Source organism: Fictibacillus nanhaiensis (assembly GCF_049537595.1).
Classification (GTDB): Bacteria; Bacillota; Bacilli; order Bacillales; family Fictibacillaceae; genus Fictibacillus; species Fictibacillus nanhaiensis_F.
The window spans coordinates 507,066-523,174 of the sequence record NZ_JBMULM010000002.1 but is presented as its reverse complement, the minus strand read 5'-3'; the positions used below and the strand labels follow the sequence as shown (position 1 = coordinate 523,174).

The following is a 16,109-nucleotide window of genomic DNA, read 5'->3' as shown; positions in this document are numbered from 1 at the left end:
TAGGAAAATGATCGTTAAACAAATGTTATAGTAAAAAACAAAGAGCAGAATCATCTTCAGTAGATGGTCTCTGCTCTTTTTATAGTTTGATTTGTTTCGCATAAACGACCAACCGTTTCTCATGTTCATTGTTTTTTCTGTTGTATACACCTGTACATGTTATAAGGTTCAACCTAGGATGCTGACTAGGTCCAAATATCACACGCAGTGGCGCTTCGTCTTTTTTATAGGCAACGACCTTTTCCACTTGAAAAGAAACTATTTCGTTTCCTTTTCCATAAACGTGAATGAGGTCGCCTGCTTTCAAGTTTTTTAAATAAAAAAATACAGCAGGTCCCCTATAATCATCAACGTGCCCAGCTATAACAGCATTGCCATTTGCTCCCGGCTTAGCACCCAACTCATACCAGCCAACATCTTCTCCGTTATCTGGCACTTCCATCTGTCCATCTTTATTTAGCCCCTGTCCATTTACAGACGCGCTCACTTTTAAAGCCGGAATTTCGATTTTTTCTGGAACAATCCCAATAGATTTAGTCTCATTTGGCTTATCTTTTTTGGGATCAACGTTATTCATTTTCATCATAGGCTCGGTCTGTTGAGCTGATTTTGTATTTGTTTTTTCTTGTGATGATACTAGAATCTTGTTCTGACTATACTCTTGTTTTTTATCACTTTCATAATGATTTCCTGCTGAGCAACTGCTCAGCAGGAAAATGGTTGTAATTAAGAATATTTGTTTTTTCATCTTTATTGAGCTGTACGTTTGCGATATAGGACAAACGCTAGTGCACCCAATCCAGCTAATGCAATAATTCCTGCTGAATAGTTTGCTGATGAATCATCAGATGCTCCACCCATCCCTGTTTTAGGCATTTCAGATGGCATTACCATTGAGTCTTGCAGAACCAATACTTCAAGTTTGTCAGCAGTGTTAATTGCATATACGCTGTATACCATATTTGCTTCAAGCTTTGTTCCAGAGAGATCAAGCACTTGTGTACCGTCTGAAGTACGAATCTCTAAATCATACGTGTTAGGATCTAATTCTTTATAATCTGTGAATGCTTTAAATGAAGCTCCACTAAACAAAGCGTCACCACCAATTAAACCAACATCCACTGTAGGAGCATCAGGAGAAAGATGCCCGATACGTACTTTCGCTTTTCCTTCAGTTGCCTGCATGGAGTCTTCTGCTACTACTAATTCCACCATTTCTAACATGTTCGCCGCAGCGACCGTATAAGCTTTTCCTGCCTCAACCGTTAAACTCTGTGAAATGACAGCCTTATCTTTTGTTCCTGCTGCAAAGACTTCAACTTTATGTTCGCCAGCTGGCAGTGGCATATAATCAGTTGCTGCCTTAAATTCAGCACCTTCAACTACAGGTTTTCCATCTACGTAGATATCAACTGCAGGTGCATCAGGCGAAGCATGTACAATACGGACCATCGCATCATTAGACTCAGCGAAAACCCCCGTTGCCATTAAAGCAAACATCATCACCGCGGCAAGTGCAGACCCAAAGAACTTTTTCATTTCATCTCTCCTCACAAATGGTATACAAACATTTGCACAATAAATGTAATATGTTTGTATAATGTATGTACCACTTAAATTTTAAACTTAAACCATATTTTTTAAATATTTACAATTTACTATCTAAACTATACTTGTGGTCACCAAAAAAAGTTATCCCCTTCACGAAGGAGACAACTTTAAAATACACTGTATCGAATTTTCATCGTCTTTAATGATATAAAAGAATGTCATTGACGAAAATGCTGTAAAACCGTTCCTTTGCCATCTTTTACTTCAACTTCAGCATATGCCCCGTTAACAAATGTGATTTGAGGCGGTACATGTCCACAATCCACATCATAGATGATTGGAACATTTATCTCCAAAGCCGTTTCTCTATACACATCTTCCACTGTGTAATCACTCACTGGCTCATTTGCAGAGCTTCGGCCAAAAAGAATACCAGAGCAATTATCAAACCAGCCTCCTAACTTCATTTGAACGAGAGATCTTCTTAGATCGGTAGTGTTCATTTCACAGTTTTCTAAGTACCATAAAATCGGTTCACCATTAATCTTCTGTTGATTAAATTGTGCGACATCGCCATAAGGTGTTCCGATCAGATGACGAATCGTATCTATACAACCGCCTAGCAGACGCCCTGAAATCTTTTCGGATTTACCAGAAATCGTCTTCCATTCTGTCTCATCAGTGAGATGAAACACACAAGGTGTTGGTGCACCGTGTTTCCATTCTTTTTGAAATTTCTCAGAAGACTTCTGAAGAATGATATCACCTTCTCTTGTTGAGAGGACTTTTTCCCACATGGCTGTTGTTTCATCAGAGTACTCTCCTCTTAGATCGACGAAATTTGTCCCATGTGCGGTCGCAATTCCTGTTTTTAAAGTAATGGAAAGAAGGAGGGTACTTGTGTCTGAATAACCTAAAATCCACTTGTTCGGCAAATTCGTGAAATCAACATGTTCTAACATTTCGATTAATAGCTCACCACCCCAAGGAGGGATGATAACATCTATCTTAGGGTCTCTTACCATCTTATTAAATTCAGCAGCACGTGTTTTTGCTGGTGCAGACTTCGCTTTATTTTGCGTCCAAACCGTTTCACCACAAGTTACTTCGTATCCTCTCTTCTCCATTCGAAGACATGCTTTCTTAAACATATCATGAAGAGCTGATTGAACACCTGATGAAGGAGCAGTTACTCCGATCATTGCTTGTTCATTTAATAATGGATATCTAATCATCTGAACTCATCCTACTTTTTGTATTTTTTCTGTTGTTAAATAAACTTCCACAAAGTTTGTTAGAGTTCCTTCAATCTTTCGCAATTAGAGGTGATTCCACTTTGATAACTACTTTCCCTTTCGCTCTTCCCGTTTCTACATATTCAATAGCTTTTTGTACATCTTCAAATGGAAAGACTTTATCGATTACGGGTAGAATATCTTCTTTTTCTACCAAATCAGCAATCCTGCTTAACTGTTCTCCGCTCGGTTTCATAAATAAGAAATGGTAGTGAACGTTATATTTTTTTTCAAGCTTTGTTAACTTGCTACTCACAATAGAAAAAATCACTTTTTTGAAGAAGCCCAAGTTGTTTTCTTCTGCAAATGCCTTGTTAGGAACTGCTGAAACCGAAACAATCTTTCCACCAGGTTTTAACACTTCAAATGACTTCTCTAAAGAAACGCCACCTAACGTATCAAAGACAGCATCATACCCATTAAGAACCTTCTCAAAATCCTGTTCTTTGTAGTTGATGATTTCGTCAGCTCCTAACGACTTTACAAGATCATACCCTTTCTCACTCGCTGTAGTTGCTACATAAGCACCCATTTCTTTTGCAAGTTGGATAGCAAATGTTCCTACCCCACCCGCACCCGCATGGATTAGAATCTTTTGTCCTTTTTTCAATTGAATAACCTCGTGAAAAGCTTGCCACGTTGTTAGTCCAACTAACGGAAGTGAAGCACTCTCCACTAAAGAAATGTTACTTGGTGCGATGGCCACATCTTCTTCATGAACTGAAATATATTCGGCGAACGTTCCGATCCGGCTCTTTCTTGGTCTGCCAAATACTTTGTCTCCTGGTTGAAATTTAGTCACTTTACTCCCAACCTGTTTTATGGTTCCTGAAAAATCATTTCCAAGAATTAATGGCATTTTGTAGGACAACAGCATTTTCACTTTACCGTCTCTTATTTTAAAATCAATTGGATTAATACTTGCAGCGTGTATTCGGACTAAAAGATCCTGCTCTCCTAATTCGGGTTCCTCCACTTCTATTTCTTGAAGTGTTACGTCCTTCCCGTAGCGTTCGATTATCATTGCTCTCATATGATTTAAAAACCTCCAGCATTTCGCCCATTTCTTTATGATTTTACTATTATGTACAACGAACAAGCTACTCAAAAGGAACGGCTATCATATTCATATATCGAACAAACTGTTTTGCGGAAGGAGGAAACGCTTTTATGAACAATAATCCAATGAACAATCATCCATATAATCATCAACATCAGCACTCCCTTGATGAATCAAATTATGTGGAGCGTCAGATGGAAGAAGATGAAGCAGGTCCATTTTCACCACCGCCCCAACAATTTGCACAAAGCCAGATTCCACAACCATTTTTTACTCAAACGTTCCAGCCTCCTCAAATACGTGCTCGATTGTGCAGCTGTTTAGGAAACTGGGGGCTTTTAGGTCTTCGTAGACCAGGTCAGTTTGGCCGTGACTTTTGGTTCTTCCCTGTGGCAATTCGCCAAAACAGCGTAACCGGCTATATATGGGTCGGCGGGCGCCGCCAGCGTGTTAGATACGGATTCTCACAAATTCGAAACTTCATTTGTACTGGTTGATATAGTAGCTTAAGTGTACTTATTCAATCGCCTTACACTTGCTGCTATGAAAAAATTTCTAAACGGTAACAAGGTATACTTTCTGCTCGTGAAAAAAACCGCTCCCATTGGGAACGGTTTTTTCTATTCTTTGTTTTATAATAGATCACCAAGGATATCATCTAAGATTCCTTCGTCATCATGTTCATCTTCTTCCCATTGGTCATGGTCATTACCATCCAGAATGTTATCTAGATCCAGGTTGGCATCTAAATTCAAGTCTAAGGAAGCTCTGTCCTCATCACTCCAACCATTTTCTTCTGCCCAATTTTGAATCTCAGTTTCTGTCATTCCTTCTGCTTTTGCCCAAGCTTGAAGATCTGACATCTCCCAGTGATTTGCTTCTGCCCAAGCTGCAAATTCAGCTGAAGTAACGGTTTCGTTATTTTCAATGGCTGCGTTGAGCTTCGTGCTAAGATCTACAGTGGTGCTGTCATCGTGAGCAAAGGCCGCAGTACCTCCACCTAATAGTAATCCGAAAGCTAGTCCTGTACTTGCAAATTTCTTCATCATGATTCATCACACTCCTGTAATTTTTTTGTCTTGCACTAGGCTAACGAAGAGTATGTCGAATCAGATCATTTTTTAAATGAATATGAGCAGAAAGACTTATGATCCTTCAAATATTTAGGTGTTGCTCAATAGTTTGTTTTAGGAGCAAAAGAATTAAACCAAATTTTTTTGTTGTGAATTACGTTTCTTTTGAATAATAAATGCAACAATACCTATGAGTACAGAAATGCCGACACTTACATATAGACCTGGACGAATGGTTTTTTCAAACCAAGTACCCGTAACGGCTAAAGAGATCAGCACGATTGCGACGATTGACATCAGCTTTACCCACATAGATTGTTTTAAGATTTTCAGTGAAGATAGTATGATAAATAACCAATTGAATAAAAGTAATATTCCAGCCGCTGTTGTGATGTACTCATAGATCCGCCCCGGGAGAAGTAGAGCTGTGATGATACTCGCTAAAAGTCCTCCCGCTCCTAAACCCATCGCGGGAAGTGGCAGTTTTTTAAATTTCACTGTTTTCGCAAAGATTTTCGGAGCATCTCCATCTTCTGCAAGCGTCCTTAACAAGTTTGTCACTCCAAAGAGTGCTGCTGCCATCGCTGAGAATCCAGCTATAATGATCGCTCCATTAAATACATGTGGAAAGAAACCTAAATGATACCTTTCCATCGCCGTAACGAACGGACTTTCTTTGTGATCAAATGTTTCTAAAGCTACGGTAGTCACGGCAAGTCCGATTGAAAGGACATAGATAATAGTAAGGATAAAAAGCATGATCGTACCTGCTTTTGAAGCATCTTCTGTCTTTTTCAATTGCATCGCCATCATACCGATTACTTCTATTCCACCAAATGCATAAAACGCATAAATGAGGGACGACCAAAAGCCTTTGAGCCCTCCTGTAAAAAAACCGTTGAACGAGTTCGGTATATCAAGATTATAGCTCTTTCCATCAACAATACCGATAAGACCTGCTATCGCTAAAATAATGAACATAACAATTGCAGCTATTTTTATGACAGCCAATAAGTTTTCAACTTGATCAAATTTCTTTGTTCCCGCTAATACCACAATAATAGCTAAAACGGCATAAAAAGCTGCAAAGATCCAAAGTGGAACATGCGGCAACCAAAATTGAGAAAGAATGGAGAGCGCAGTAAGCTGGCTGCCCATGATCAAAATACTTGAAACCCAATAGTTCCACCCACAGCTAAAACCCGCCCATCTCCCATAGGCATGAGCGGCATAATAGCAAAACGATCCTTTTTGAGGATCTGATGCTGTCATCTTGGCTAATAACTGAAACACGATGTATGTTCCCATAGCCGCCAATAAAAAGGAAAAGACGATTGATGGACCGGTCAGCTGAATTCCGATTGTGGACCCTAAAAAATAGCCTGTACCAATTGTACATCCTACTCCAACAAGAGAAAGCTGCCACCAAGCCATGTTTTTTGCTTCTGATTGATCTATTTTAGGTTGAACCGGTGCACTACAATTGGTTTTCTTCACAATAATACCCTCCTGCTTTACAGGTATTATTGTTTATCTTAAGCGGTTGAATATTCATTAACTAAGAAAAAACAGCTTTTCAAATGCTAAAAGCTGCTTTTACGATAAAAGAAATGAGATACCCCTATAACCAAAATAAAAACCGAATCCGATCAGTGATAATCCTGATACCTTCGAGATCCATTCTAAAATGCGGTCGGCCAGCATCTTACGAAAACTGCTTGATACGATTGCCATTGTGAAATCCCATAATAGAATGCCTGAAAATATGGCAGCACTATAGAAAAGTAAACTTTCTAACGAATATTTTGTTGCTGTTTCTGCGAGTATAGAACCGTATATTCCTAACCAAAATAAGATAGTAAGAGGATTGGTAAGTGACATAAGAAAACCCGCCATAAAACTTCTGCTGTTATGTACGGTGTAATCTTGTTGATTGCTCTTTTTTTCCGCTGTGGCTTTTTTAAACGTCTCAATTCCCGTATAAAGAAGAACAAAACTGCCAAAAAGCCAAAGAAATGTTTTGATAAAAGGTGTATTAATATAGCTTACAAGCCCCATGTAAACCATAAACATATACAGTGCGTCTGCAACAGTTGCACCTAATCCTACCATCCAAGCTTGCCAAAATCCGTATTTGATTCCGCGGTCCATCTGTGCGGCATTAACCGGACCAATCGGAGCAGCAAGAGATAAACCTAATAGTACGTATTTTACAAATAGAATCATCGAAGACCTCCACGTATAAGATGGACAACTCATGCCTGTCTTCATCTTATTCGGAAGCACGTCTTATCAGACCATAAAATCATTTATTAAAAGGAGTTCAGACGAATGGATCACCAGTTCAGCCCCAAAATCCAAGAAGCTCTTGACCATGTAAAACGTGCCGATGAGGCCATGATTGAAGCACAAGCAAATCAAACACCATCTTGTTTTCAAACCGCAAAAGTTTGGCTCGAAACAGCTCAGCAATCAGTTCATGATGCTGGAGAAGGAATGTCTGAAGAAGAAAAGAAACAGATGCATCATGCAAAAGAATTTTTAAGACATCTGCACGAAACGCAAGCTGCCATCCAAGAAACGAGATACGATTGATTATTGACGCAGAAATCCCTCATGATGGAATCATGAGGGATTTTTTTCATGCTATGCAAATAAGTTTCGGATGAACCCGGCTTGGTTAACAGTTTCGGTTTTCACATCTACATTTAGTTTACGAATGTTATCACAATAAATATGAAGTCGTTGTGCTTTATCTGCGTTTAGATAAGAGGCGTAGTTGTCCAGCTTATCTACTTCGCGTAGTACGTCTTCCTTTGTGTCTGCTTTCTCAATCCTGCTGCAGCAAGAGTTGATCTGGTCATAAACAGACATGCTAGCCACCTCCTTTTAGGTTTGTTTCTCTATTCCCTTCCATCATTTTTTTAAAACGGAGACGAATAGACTGTAGAGTTGTTTGACCATACCTTTCAAATAAAAAAGGTCTCCGCAATAAAAACGGACACCCTCTTTTTCCAAAGCTTACTTTCTTCAAGCAATTACCGGCGGAAGCGTACGTCCTGTTTCCATCAGTGTCTTAAGGTTGCTTAAAATTGCTGGCCAGCCATTGTTGAATCCTACAAACGTATCTTCTTCCTCCACGATATCCGCTTCCATTAAATTTTCATGACGAAGTGTTAATCTAACTGTTCCGTTCATTTCCTTTAATATAAATGTCGCGACGGTCGGGGTTTTGCGGTCTTCCTCGTCCCATTTGTTGTTCCACGTAAAAGAAAGTTCTTTTTGCGGATCGTACTTAATGATTTCTCCCCAATCGGTTACTTTGCTTCCGCGGGAATAGGTGATACGAGATCCTTCTTTCCATTCCGACTCCACCCTGCTTCCGAAAAAATATTGTTCCGAAAGATCTCCGTTTGTCAGGGCTTCCCACACTTTTTCGAGTGACGCCTCTATGTATGTTACATACACGAACTTTATATCTGTCATGTGAAGTTCCTCCTTTTAGTGAACACCTTTTTCTGAATTCCAATTTCCTTGCGATTTTCTGATTTCTACGATTTGCCCGATATGATAAGCATTGTGTATGTTAATATTCGCAAGCACGGAGTACCACGGGTCATCGCGGTCTTCATGAGCTGAGCGCTGGAAGGTTTCCTCATCTGCTTCTTTTACCGCTGTCGTCCAATCAGTTAACACCGAGAACAACTGGTTTTTCGCTGCTTCCCAATTCTCTCTGTTTTCATTACGAAAGGTCTCATCATTGCTTTCAATTTTACGAGCCACTGGCTTTCCTTGAAAACGATGCAAGTATCGTTCGTTCCAGAAAATTAAGTGGTTGACGATTTCCCAAATAGAGTTGCTGTCTCCTGATTTTTCCTTTGCCTGATCAGCCGTTAGTCCATCTAACGCACGATCAACGGGAACAAACCAGTTGGGTTCATTGTGATTGGCAGCCATCTGCCTTAACAAAATTGTTTTTTGGTCCATGAAAAAAACCTCCTGCACAGAAATGAGTACGAACAAACATTCTGCACTAAGAGGTCCAAATCCTTTTATTCAACATTAAATTTCTTGTTTTAATCCGAGTTCTGAAAGTTGAACTCTGCGGCCTTCTGCACTCGAAATCGCCGCCGCTTCATTAATTGCCGTTAAATTAACGATGTCATCCGTCCTAATGGCAGGCTTCTCACCCGTCTTAATTGCCTGGACCCACTGTTTCATAGCAGAAGCAATCGGTTTTGGCAGTTCTGGCGTCACCCACTCATCCGTTCCAAGATGTTTACTCTTGATTCGTACATCCTTCCATTCCACCATCAATGTTCCTTCTGTTCCGTATAGTTCAAGCTGCTGTGGACTTCCGAACGATAAGAACCCAGTCTCAATCATCCCCATAGCACCTGATTGATACTCCACCATCACGACAGCATTATCGTCTACGCCAAGCTGATAAAATTCGTTCAGTTTACCGCTTACGGCCTTTACTTTTCCACCTAAACGGTTCGTTAAGTAGATCGGGTGCGCGCCAAGATCGATCAACGCCCCTCCGCCACACTCTTCTTTATTATAAAAATGTTGTGGCAGCCAACCTTTTGGGTTCTCTTCAGATGGCACTGATCCGTTGTGCGCCACACGGCATCTAATATATGTAATGTCTCCGAGCAAGCCGTTGTCTACAGCTTCTTGCGCGTACAGGTAAAAGCTTTCTGTCAGTCTAGGAAGGTTCACCATAAGCTGTACGTTGTTTTTTTCCACCGCTTCTAAAATCTCTTCGCACTCTTTTACTGTAAAGGCGAGTACTTTTTCCGTAAAAATATGTTTACCATGGTTCGCAGCAGCGATGATTATGTCCTTGTGGCGGTTCGTTGCTGTTGTCACGATTACTCCATCAATGTCTGGATCGTTGAGTACCTTATGTAAATCAGCTTCGTAAGAAACACCTAACTCTTCTGCCCACAGAGTTCCGCGCTCTTCGTTTTCATCCCAAACGGTTTTGATAGAGATTGCTTCGTTTTCTGTCGCCTCTCGTGCATAATCAACCGCATGCACGTGCCACTTACTGAGTAGAGCTACATTCATTATTGTCATCACTCCTCACGCTATATTTACCTTCATTATACATAACAGACGTTAGAAGTTTTATATTTTTGCGATTTCGTCAAAGCTAGTAGGAGTATCATTGAAAGGAGAATCCCACATGGAAGAGTTCCCGGTCGTTCACACTAACTTTTGGGATGCCATTGTTGCTGTCCCCATTATCATTTTTTTTCTTATTTTATTAAAAATGTTTTTCCCACAACTCCGAACTTGGTTACCTACCATCGCTAACATTTTAGGGCTTTTCATTTCAATTGTTTTTGCCCACCATGGAAATCTGTGGGCTGGAATCTTTATGGGAGTGTTTTATGGAAATGCTGCGATTGGTGTCTATTTTTCATACCTTATTTCGTTCCGAGCCTTTCGAAATAGAAAACCTGAAGAGCCTTATCAATAAGAAGTTTTCCAATTTAGTATTTTTAAGACTGAAGGCTTTCTGCTGTAACAAAAAAGCGGTGAGAATACCCGCCTTTTGTTTCCTTTCCTCCTATCAAAATTTCATCTAAACAGATCTAGATGTTTCAACACTTTTTTCCATCCTATTTTGAAGTTTACCAACGAACTCCTCTGCTTTATCCAGATAGATCAGCGCTTTTGTAATCTCTTGTTTTTGACCAAAATAACCTCGAGCATGTATAGGTTTCTTAAACACAATTTCGTATTTCAATTCGTCGCTAATCCCAAAAATAATCGTTAGTATTCTAGGAAAAGCCGTCCCATGAAAGACTTTCTTTTCATTGATAATGCCCCCGCTTTTATTATATTTGATCGAGGCAGGCTTTATGTAATCAATCTCGTGTACATTAAATTGGAGAGATCGCCGAGCACCTATTCTCATTACAACTTGTTCCTTCATGATTCGGAACGGCGTATTTCTCAATAAGTTATAATCTCCTAGCATGTAAATAACACTGTAAATGTGTAAGAGGAGCATGATGAGCGCAATTTCAGGTTCTTCTTTTTTGAGATAAATATGAAACACGATCATCTCAATGATTTGTTCGTGGATTAATGCTAAGAATAGATAAAAATAGTTGGAGTTTTTATGGAAAGGATAAATATTTTCTTGGTTCATAACACGATTTTTTGTTCTCCATTTAAATAGCGCATGAAAAAGGATGGTCCATTCTTTTTGGAGGAGTAAGATATACGGATTCTTTTCTATCCTCCCTTTTCTATACATAATGAATAGAGCAATAAACAAACTTTCAAACAAAACTATTAATATGACGATAGAGATGAATAACTGGCGTTCTATAAGTATCACTTCCTCTTCTCTATTTATCTTTTCATATCAATTGTAAAGGAATGGAAATAGACAGAATAGGAATAAGAAGGTTTCGCCATATTTTTGTAACAATAATATGTCATATTTGTTAATTTTAAACATCAATAGCAGGCGAGAATCTTGCTAACGTGAAATTATTTAAAATAACGTGAATATAATGCTTGTTAACGTGAATAAAAGTGAATTAACGTGAAATTAATTTTTATTTGTGGTGAGTGTGTACTTTTTAAAAGGACACTTTCCATATTTGTTTATCTCGAGTTTACAAAACTTTTAAAACAAGTCTTCCTCCAACTAAAAATAGAGCAAACAACTCATTTTACGCTTCCCATCCGCACTTCATAACAAAAAGCCGGACTCAAAGGACTAAATCATCCTCTAAAACCGGCCAAAAACGTGATTAAGCTCTTTCGCTTTAAATGTATCTCCACCTATAATCGTTCCGTTCTCGAATCCTTTGTAAAACCAGCGTTGTCGCTGTTCAGATGTTCCATGGGTGAAACTCTCTGGCACGACATATCCTTGAGACTTCTTCTGAAGCGTGTCATCGCCAACACCACTCGCGGCGTTCAGTGCCTCTTCCAGATCGCCTTTCTCCAAAACGTTCATATCTTGGGCATGATTCGCCCAAACTCCCGCATAGTAATCAGCTTGCAGCTCAAACTTTACTTGATATTTGTTGTACTCGGTCTCACTTAACTTGGAGCGAAGCGCATGAATCTCTTCTGTTTTGCCTAAAAGCGTCTGAACGTGATGCCCCACTTCATGTGCAATTACGTAAGCCATGGCAAAATCGCCAGGTGCATCGAACTTGTCTTGAAGTTCCTGATAAAAACTCAGATCTATGTATAGCTTCTGATCACCCGGACAATAGAACGGTCCGACCGACGAACCCGCTGTTCCGCATGCCGACTGAACACTTCCTGAATACAACACGAGCTTCGGTTCTTTGTAAGTCAATCCTTGATCCTGAAAGATCTCAGTCCATACATCTTCCGTATCGGCTAAAACAACTGAAACAAACTCTGCATCTTCTTTCTCTTTTTGCGTTTCCTCATACGGAGTTGATTGCTCTTGCTCACCCAAACCTCCTATTAGATCACCGGGATTTCCGCCTAACAGCGTTACGATCAGAACGATAATCAAACCGCCAAGACCACCTCCTACAGCGAGACCTTTTCCACCCATTCCTCTTCGGTCTTCTACATTTGCACTTCCGCGTCTTCCACGCCACTTCATACAAGAATCCTCCTTGGTTACCCTACAGATCAAAGTTTTTAATTACTTGTATACCCGAAGATCAAATGAATTAGCCCATAAGGTTACAAAAAAACGCATACCACTTTGGGTATGCGCTATAAAAAATTATTCAGTCTTTCCTTCATATGAATCCATTCCGCCAGCCATATTGATCACTTTAAATCCATGGCTATCGAGAAGCTGGCACGCACGTCCGCTTCTACCACCCGAACGACACACCATAACATATTCCTTTGCCTTGTCTAACTCGTGCATACGAAATTCCAATAGACCAAGTGGAATATGTGTTACACCAGGAATTTTTCTTTCTTTTACTTCATCCACTTCACGTACGTCGATGATATTTAACGCGTTTCCTTGATTTAACTTTGTTTCTACTTCTTTTGCTGAGAACTGTTTCATGTTCATTTCCTCCTTCTTAACTCCAGGCACTGACTCCGCCTTTTACGTTGATGACATTTGAGAATCCTGCTTTCACTAGAATCTTGCTCGCTTTTTGACTTCTCATGCCGCTTTGGCAAATCACGATCACTTCTTTATCTTTTGAGAGCTTATCTGTATTTTCAGAAAGCTGGTGCAGCGGAATATTATTAAATCCAGAAATGTGGTAGCTGTTAAACTCACCTTGCGTACGAACATCAATAAACTGCTTTTTCTTATCTTTAAGTTCTGCTTTTAATTCTTGTGTTGAGATATTTTTAACACCTTTAGTAGGCATAAATCGCTGAACGATAAACCATATAATAAGAGCAAAAAGAATATAATTAAGGTATTCCATTGTTTTCACCTTCCTATTCAATAAATAACTTCTAATACCCACAATATACCCTACGGGGTATATTGTCAACCTGAATAAAAGGACTTCCGAGTGAGTCCTCTTAAATCATTTTATAGTACAAAACTGTCGTATCTATGCCGCCTCCTGCATTCTGTGCAAAACTTGGAATACGTCCAGCTTCATTATAGCCAAGGGCCTGATAAAGAAAATTGGAGGGGTCACCTTCTCTTGTGTCTAAAATCAGCAGTGATCGTCCTTTTTGCTTCGCTCTTTTTTCCGCATGCAACATGAGCTGTTTGGCAATACCCTTTTGTCTGAACGATGGATGTGTCATTAGCTTAGCCACTTCCGCACGATGTGTTCCGTTTGGTTTCATGCATAAGTGAAGCTGGATGGTTGCAGCAATCTTCTCATCAACCTTTGCGATCCATAGGATAACGTCAGGTTTTACACAGCTTCCCCAAAATGAGTCAGCATCCGCTTTTGAAAGAGGCGGCAAGAACCCGATAGAAGCTCCTTCACCAACTACTTTGATTAGAAGATCTGAAAGCTCGTCCTTATATTCGTCAACACTCCATAACTCAATAATCTCCATTCCCGATTAACTCCTTTATTACCTCATGTCTTTTTGTTCATTTTAATATTCTTTCTTCTATAATAAAAGTGAAATTTGAGCTTGTTTGATTCGCGATATTGTTTATAAATCGATATGATAGACACACCACTATTCATTCAGGAGTGTTTTGTTTTGACTAAATTATTATTAATTGGAGCTGGAAAAGCGCACTTATCGGTTCTTCCTCTTTTACAAAAAAAGAAATTCAAAGATGTTGAGATCGCAATGATTGCTGAAGAAAAAAATACAGCGGATGTCAGCACATTATGTGAAAAAGCTAACGTTACTTTTATTGAGGATAAGATTATTTCATTCGATCCTTTGCAAAAAATGCTGTTAAGCTTTTCAGGTGAAATTTACCGTTTTGATGTGATTTCTTTTGATATTGAAATGAAGGTTTCCCTTTTTAAGCAAGCATTAGTGCCTGTTGATGGACAAGGATTGATGGTGGTTGAGGATACGTTGCAGAATACTGCGTTTCCTTTTCTGTTTGGCGCAGGAAATTGTGTCACGATTGCTCGGCAACCGAATTTCGCTGTAGGTAGCGAAGTTCAAGGTGAGGTTTTATGTAAAAACATCCAATCCTATCTTTCAGGTCGTCCATTAAAGCCATTAGGATCACAGAATAAAAAACCATCATTTATTGGTGAATGGATTCGACGCTTATATAAAAAGTAAGGATTTGAATACCTCATTACTTTTTTTACCTAAACCTGTCATTTTTATTTTTATAGCAAAAAAAGAAGAGGCTTTCTACACCTCTTCTAATCCTCTATTAAGCCTGAACAGCCTGAACACCTTTTGTCGCCATATATTCTTCAATCTCTTCGACTTCACGAATGATGTCTTTTGATAGGTTATCATACCCGTCTTCGGTCACTAAAATGTCGTCCTCGATACGGATTCCGATCGATTCTTCTTCAATATATAATCCCGGCTCGATCGTGATCACCATTCCTGGCTCAAGGATCCGATCTTGATACGAACCAACGTCATGTGTGTCGAGTCCTAAGAAGTGGCCTACACCATGATAATAGTACTTTGAGATTTCATCATCTTCTTGAATCAAACCTATTTTCTTGCACTCATCAGCTAATATTTTCTTCGCATGTTTATTTAGTTCTGCAAATTCAAGACCTGGCTTGATGATCGCTGTTGTTTCTTTCAAAGCTTTTAGTACGATATTATACAATACTTTTTGGCGGTCAGAAAACTTGCCGTCTACCGGGAATGTGTAGCTAATGTCGGCGTTGTATAATTCTTTTTGCGCACCAAGATCGAGCAGCACGAGCTCTCCTTCATTCGTACGTGCGTTGTTGTACTCATAGTGAAGAACGGTCGCATTTTTTCCGCCTGCTGTAATGGTCTTGAATGCATAATCACGGATTCCGTTTGACTTTAACGTGAAATCAAAATGCGCTTCCAGCTGATATTCCATCATGCCCGCTTTTGCGTGCTTCAGCACATTGTATATGCCATCTTTCGTAATCGCGATGGCTTCTTTAATCTTCTGAATCTCTTCTGTTGTTTTAAACACGCGCAGTTCAGAGATCTCGTGATACACGTTGTGGATGGCAACGTGCGGGTAGTGCTCACGAATGTGTTTTGCGAACAGTGAGGTACTCGTTGGCTCACCGCTCCAGCCACGGCGCTCTAGATCTAAACAAACGTGCTTCGCTTGGTTGGTGAAGAAGTTGCCAGCAACTGTTGATTCAAAGCTATCCACATACTTAATATCTTTGATTCCGGATAACTCTTCCGCTTCTTCTCTGGAAACCGTCTTCCCGACCCATTTTTCCATAACAGGATCCGCTTTTTCGATAAAAAGAGTTTCTTCAAATTGTGTGCCGTTCTTCTTTAACAGCAGCATTACGTTCTGCTCAGTGATCCCCGTTAAGTAGTAAAAATTGCGGTTTGGTACGAAGGGATAATGTTCATCCGCTGACTTTTGTGGTGCTTTACCAGCGAATAGAATAGTTAATGATCCATCAGGCAGCAATTCTTTTAATCTGCTTCTGTTTCGTTCAAAAAAATACGACTCCATGTGAATCCTCCTTAAGAATATATTAAAAACGACTGATGAGTTTATTTATG

21 protein-coding genes are annotated in these 16,109 nt (G+C 39.6%); 4 read left to right on the top strand and 17 right to left on the bottom strand.

Annotated features, from left to right (window positions below; translation table 11 throughout):
* Positions 1 to 79 precede the first annotated feature (79 nt).
* The 4 genes from ACOZ9X_RS13975 to ACOZ9X_RS13960 form a co-directional block, all read right to left on the bottom strand.
* Complete coding sequence (locus tag ACOZ9X_RS13975) at positions 80 to 748, bottom strand: class F sortase (RefSeq protein ID WP_423418706.1); 669 nt, start codon at positions 746 to 748, stop codon at positions 80 to 82.
* A gap of 2 nt (positions 749 to 750) precedes the next feature.
* Positions 751 to 1,539 (bottom strand): DUF4397 domain-containing protein, encoded by a 789-nt coding sequence (locus ACOZ9X_RS13970; protein ID WP_423418705.1) that lies wholly within the window; start codon positions 1,537 to 1,539, stop codon positions 751 to 753.
* A 230-nt stretch (positions 1,540 to 1,769) separates the two neighbouring features.
* Complete coding sequence (locus tag ACOZ9X_RS13965; protein ID WP_423418704.1) at positions 1,770 to 2,786, bottom strand: S66 family peptidase; 1,017 nt, start codon at positions 2,784 to 2,786, stop codon at positions 1,770 to 1,772.
* A gap of 70 nt (positions 2,787 to 2,856) precedes the next feature.
* Positions 2,857 to 3,879 (bottom strand): NADP-dependent oxidoreductase, encoded by a 1,023-nt coding sequence (locus ACOZ9X_RS13960; RefSeq protein ID WP_423418703.1) that lies wholly within the window; start codon positions 3,877 to 3,879, stop codon positions 2,857 to 2,859.
* Between the two features lie 137 nt (positions 3,880 to 4,016).
* Between ACOZ9X_RS13960 and ACOZ9X_RS13955 the strand changes: the two genes are divergently transcribed.
* Positions 4,017 to 4,403, top strand: a complete 387-nt coding sequence (locus ACOZ9X_RS13955; protein ID WP_423418702.1) for a hypothetical protein — start codon at positions 4,017 to 4,019, stop codon at positions 4,401 to 4,403.
* 135 nt (positions 4,404 to 4,538) lie between these two features.
* Here ACOZ9X_RS13955 and ACOZ9X_RS13950 read toward each other — a convergent pair whose 3' ends face one another.
* The 3 genes from ACOZ9X_RS13950 to ACOZ9X_RS13940 form a co-directional block, all read right to left on the bottom strand.
* Entirely contained in the window at positions 4,539 to 4,955 is a 417-nt protein-coding gene (locus ACOZ9X_RS13950; protein ID WP_423418701.1) for a hypothetical protein, read from the bottom strand.
* Between the two features lie 153 nt (positions 4,956 to 5,108).
* Complete coding sequence (locus ACOZ9X_RS13945; protein ID WP_423418956.1) at positions 5,109 to 6,413, bottom strand: amino acid permease; 1,305 nt, start codon at positions 6,411 to 6,413, stop codon at positions 5,109 to 5,111.
* A gap of 162 nt (positions 6,414 to 6,575) precedes the next feature.
* Entirely contained in the window at positions 6,576 to 7,205 is a 630-nt protein-coding gene (locus tag ACOZ9X_RS13940; protein WP_423418700.1) for a LysE family translocator, read from the bottom strand.
* Between the two features lie 105 nt (positions 7,206 to 7,310).
* Between ACOZ9X_RS13940 and ACOZ9X_RS13935 the strand changes: the two genes are divergently transcribed.
* Positions 7,311 to 7,574, top strand: coding sequence for a hypothetical protein (locus tag ACOZ9X_RS13935; protein WP_423418699.1), 264 nt, complete (start codon positions 7,311 to 7,313; stop codon positions 7,572 to 7,574).
* Between the two features lie 51 nt (positions 7,575 to 7,625).
* Here the strand turns inward: ACOZ9X_RS13935 and ACOZ9X_RS13930 are convergent, their stop codons facing one another.
* The 4 genes from ACOZ9X_RS13930 to ACOZ9X_RS13915 form a co-directional block, all read right to left on the bottom strand.
* Entirely contained in the window at positions 7,626 to 7,853 is a 228-nt protein-coding gene (locus tag ACOZ9X_RS13930) for a hypothetical protein (RefSeq protein WP_289496452.1), read from the bottom strand.
* 156 nt (positions 7,854 to 8,009) lie between these two features.
* Positions 8,010 to 8,465 (bottom strand): SRPBCC family protein, encoded by a 456-nt coding sequence (locus ACOZ9X_RS13925; RefSeq protein ID WP_423418698.1) that lies wholly within the window; start codon positions 8,463 to 8,465, stop codon positions 8,010 to 8,012.
* A 15-nt stretch (positions 8,466 to 8,480) separates the two neighbouring features.
* Positions 8,481 to 8,966 (bottom strand): DinB family protein, encoded by a 486-nt coding sequence (locus ACOZ9X_RS13920; RefSeq protein WP_423418697.1) that lies wholly within the window; start codon positions 8,964 to 8,966, stop codon positions 8,481 to 8,483.
* Between the two features lie 75 nt (positions 8,967 to 9,041).
* Complete coding sequence (locus ACOZ9X_RS13915; protein WP_423418696.1) at positions 9,042 to 10,055, bottom strand: Gfo/Idh/MocA family protein; 1,014 nt, start codon at positions 10,053 to 10,055, stop codon at positions 9,042 to 9,044.
* A gap of 118 nt (positions 10,056 to 10,173) precedes the next feature.
* Here ACOZ9X_RS13915 and ACOZ9X_RS13910 point away from each other — a divergent pair, with 118 nt between their 5' ends.
* Positions 10,174 to 10,470 carry a hypothetical protein gene (locus ACOZ9X_RS13910; protein ID WP_423418695.1) on the top strand — a complete coding sequence of 99 codons (297 nt, stop codon included), beginning with the start codon at positions 10,174 to 10,176 and terminating at the stop codon, positions 10,468 to 10,470.
* Positions 10,471 to 10,575: 105 nt separating this feature from the next.
* Here ACOZ9X_RS13910 and ACOZ9X_RS13905 read toward each other — a convergent pair whose 3' ends face one another.
* The 5 genes from ACOZ9X_RS13905 to ACOZ9X_RS13885 all read right to left on the bottom strand — a co-directional run bounded on the left by ACOZ9X_RS13905 (position 10,576) and on the right by ACOZ9X_RS13885 (position 13,994).
* Positions 10,576 to 11,340, bottom strand: a complete 765-nt coding sequence (locus tag ACOZ9X_RS13905) for a hypothetical protein (RefSeq protein WP_423418694.1) — start codon at positions 11,338 to 11,340, stop codon at positions 10,576 to 10,578.
* A 399-nt stretch (positions 11,341 to 11,739) separates the two neighbouring features.
* Positions 11,740 to 12,600, bottom strand: coding sequence for a KPN_02809 family neutral zinc metallopeptidase (ypfJ, locus tag ACOZ9X_RS13900; RefSeq protein WP_423418693.1), 861 nt, complete (start codon positions 12,598 to 12,600; stop codon positions 11,740 to 11,742).
* 126 nt (positions 12,601 to 12,726) lie between these two features.
* Positions 12,727 to 13,023: a rhodanese-like domain-containing protein gene (locus tag ACOZ9X_RS13895; RefSeq protein ID WP_423418692.1), complete on the bottom strand. Its 297-nt coding sequence runs from the start codon at positions 13,021 to 13,023 to the stop codon at positions 12,727 to 12,729.
* A gap of 16 nt (positions 13,024 to 13,039) precedes the next feature.
* Complete coding sequence (locus ACOZ9X_RS13890) at positions 13,040 to 13,399, bottom strand: rhodanese-like domain-containing protein (protein ID WP_423418691.1); 360 nt, start codon at positions 13,397 to 13,399, stop codon at positions 13,040 to 13,042.
* A 100-nt stretch (positions 13,400 to 13,499) separates the two neighbouring features.
* Entirely contained in the window at positions 13,500 to 13,994 is a 495-nt protein-coding gene (locus ACOZ9X_RS13885; protein ID WP_423418690.1) for a GNAT family N-acetyltransferase, read from the bottom strand.
* Between the two features lie 153 nt (positions 13,995 to 14,147).
* On the opposite strand from ACOZ9X_RS13885, the gene ACOZ9X_RS13880 reads away from it, so the two are divergent.
* A complete protein-coding gene (locus ACOZ9X_RS13880; RefSeq protein WP_423418689.1) occupies positions 14,148 to 14,693 on the top strand; it encodes a hypothetical protein in 546 nt (181 codons plus the stop codon).
* Positions 14,694 to 14,790: 97 nt separating this feature from the next.
* Here ACOZ9X_RS13880 and ACOZ9X_RS13875 read toward each other — a convergent pair whose 3' ends face one another.
* Positions 14,791 to 16,059: an aminopeptidase P family protein gene (locus ACOZ9X_RS13875; RefSeq protein WP_423418688.1), complete on the bottom strand. Its 1,269-nt coding sequence runs from the start codon at positions 16,057 to 16,059 to the stop codon at positions 14,791 to 14,793.
* Positions 16,060 to 16,109: the final 50 nt, after the last annotated feature.